Origin of the sequence: Delftia lacustris, from assembly GCF_040267515.1 — a bacterium.
GTDB lineage: Bacteria > Pseudomonadota > Gammaproteobacteria > Burkholderiales > Burkholderiaceae_C > Comamonas > Comamonas tsuruhatensis.
In genome coordinates this window covers 1-2,500 of record NZ_CP141274.1, presented here as the reverse complement: position 1 = coordinate 2,500, position 2,500 = coordinate 1, and the positions used below count along the sequence as shown (strand labels likewise).

2 rRNA genes (1 of these 2 cut by a window edge) are annotated in these 2,500 nt (G+C 51.4%); both read left to right on the top strand.

What is annotated here, in order from left to right:
• A 23S ribosomal RNA gene (locus U6958_RS01480) occupies nucleotides 1–2,127 on the top strand; it begins 749 nt to the left of the window's first position.
• A gap of 125 nt (nucleotides 2,128–2,252) precedes the next feature.
• A 5S ribosomal RNA gene (gene rrf, locus U6958_RS01475) occupies nucleotides 2,253–2,365 on the top strand.
• The last annotated feature ends 135 nt before the right edge of the window (nucleotides 2,366–2,500 follow it).

The window sequence follows — 2,500 nt, the reverse complement described above, 5'->3', positions numbered from 1 at the left end:
GGATGAGCTGTGGATAGGGGTGAAAGGCTAAACAAACTTGGAAATAGCTGGTTCTCTCCGAAAACTATTTAGGTAGTGCCTCAAGTATTACCTGCGGGGGTAGAGCACTGTTTAGGCTAGGGGGTCATGGCGACTTACCAAACCTATGCAAACTCCGAATACCGCAGAGTACAGCTTGGGAGACAGAGCACCGGGTGCTAACGTCCGGACTCAAGAGGGAAACAACCCAGACCGCCAGCTAAGGTCCCTAAAATTGGCTAAGTGGGAAACGAAGTGGGAAGGCTAAAACAGTCAGGATGTTGGCTTAGAAGCAGCCATCATTTAAAGAAAGCGTAATAGCTCACTGATCGAGTCGTCCTGCGCGGAAGATGTAACGGGGCTAAGCCAGTTACCGAAGCTGCGGATTTGCAATTTATTGCAAGTGGTAGGAGAGCGTTCTGTAAGCCTGTGAAGGTGCCTGGTAACGGGTGCTGGAGGTATCAGAAGTGCGAATGCTGACATGAGTAGCGTTAAAGGGGGTGAAAAGCCCCCTCGCCGTAAGCGCAAGGTTTCCTACGCAACGTTCATCGGCGTAGGGTGAGTCGGCCCCTAAGGCGAGGCAGAGATGCGTAGCTGATGGGAAACAGGTCAATATTCCTGTACCGATGTGTAGTGCGATGTGGGGACGGAGAAGGTTAGCTCAGCCAACTGTTGGATATGTTGGTTCAAGCCTGTAGTCGTGCCTGGTAGGCAAATCCGCCGGGCTTAGATGAGGGGTGATAACGAGTCTGCTTGCAGACGAAGTGAGTGATACCCTGCTTCCAGGAAAAGCCACTAAGCTTCAGCTACACACGACCGTACCGCAAACCGACACTGGTGCGCGAGATGAGTATTCTAAGGCGCTTGAGAGAACTCTGGAGAAGGAACTCGGCAAATTGATACCGTAACTTCGGGAGAAGGTATGCCGCAAGTAGGTGAACTTGAACAAAGGGAGCCCAAAGCGGTTGCAAAAAATCGGTGGCTGCGACTGTTTAATAAAAACACAGCACTCTGCAAACACGAAAGTGGACGTATAGGGTGTGACGCCTGCCCGGTGCTGGAAGATTAAATGATGGGGTGCAAGCTCTTGATTGAAGTCCCAGTAAACGGCGGCCGTAACTATAACGGTCCTAAGGTAGCGAAATTCCTTGTCGGGTAAGTTCCGACCTGCACGAATGGCGTAACGATGGCCACACTGTCTCCTCCAGAGACTCAGCGAAGTTGAAATGTTTGTGATGATGCAATCTCCCCGCGGAAAGACGGAAAGACCCCATGAACCTTTACTGTAGCTTTGTATTGGATTTTGAACGGATCTGTGTAGGATAGGTGGGAGGCTTTGAAGTGAGGACGCTAGTTCTCATGGAGCCGACGTTGAAATACCACCCTGGTGCGTTTGAGGTTCTAACCCAGGTCCCTTATCGGGATCGGGGACAGTGCATGGTAGGCAGTTTGACTGGGGCGGTCTCCTCCCAAAGCGTAACGGAGGAGTTCGAAGGTACGCTAGTTACGGTCGGACATCGTGACGATAGTGCAATGGCATAAGCGTGCTTAACTGCGAGACTGACAAGTCGAGCAGATGCGAAAGCAGGACATAGTGATCCGGTGGTTCTGTATGGAAGGGCCATCGCTCAACGGATAAAAGGTACTCTGGGGATAACAGGCTGATACCGCCCAAGAGTTCATATCGACGGCGGTGTTTGGCACCTCGATGTCGGCTCATCTCATCCTGGGGCTGTAGTCGGTCCCAAGGGTATGGCTGTTCGCCATTTAAAGAGGTACGTGAGCTGGGTTTAAAACGTCGTGAGACAGTTTGGTCCCTATCTTCCGTGGGCGCTGCAGATTTGAGGAAGCCTGCTCCTAGTACGAGAGGACCGGAGTGGACACACCTCTGGTGTATCGGTTGTCACGCCAGTGGCATTGCCGAGTAGCTAAGTGTGGAAGAGATAACCGCTGAAAGCATCTAAGCGGGAAACTCGTTTCAAGATGAGATCTGCCGGGGCCTTGAGCCCCCTGAAGAGTCGTTCAAGACCAGGACGTTGATAGGCTGGGTGTGGAAGCGCAGTAATGCGTTAAGCTAACCAGTACTAATTGCTCGTGAGGCTTGACCCTATAACTTTGATGACGTGATCATCAAGGTGGTTATGCCAAGTAAGGCGCAGTCAAAATACAAAGCTGATTACAGACTCTATGAATTCGTTGTGTTGCTCGCAAGAGCAGCATGACAACAAGTTATGCCTGATGACCATAGCAAGTTGGTACCACTCCTTCCCATCCCGAACAGGACAGTGAAACGACTTTGCGCCGATGATAGTGCGGGTTCCCGTGTGAAAGTAGGTCATCGTCAGGCTCTTACAGCCCAAGAAACCCCGTAGCCCAAAGCTACGGGGTTTTTTGCATTGGGGTGCAGGAAACGGGGAAACAGGCTGAACCGCCAAAACGGACAACCCAAAAAAAGAGAGCGCTGACGCGCTCTCTTTTTATT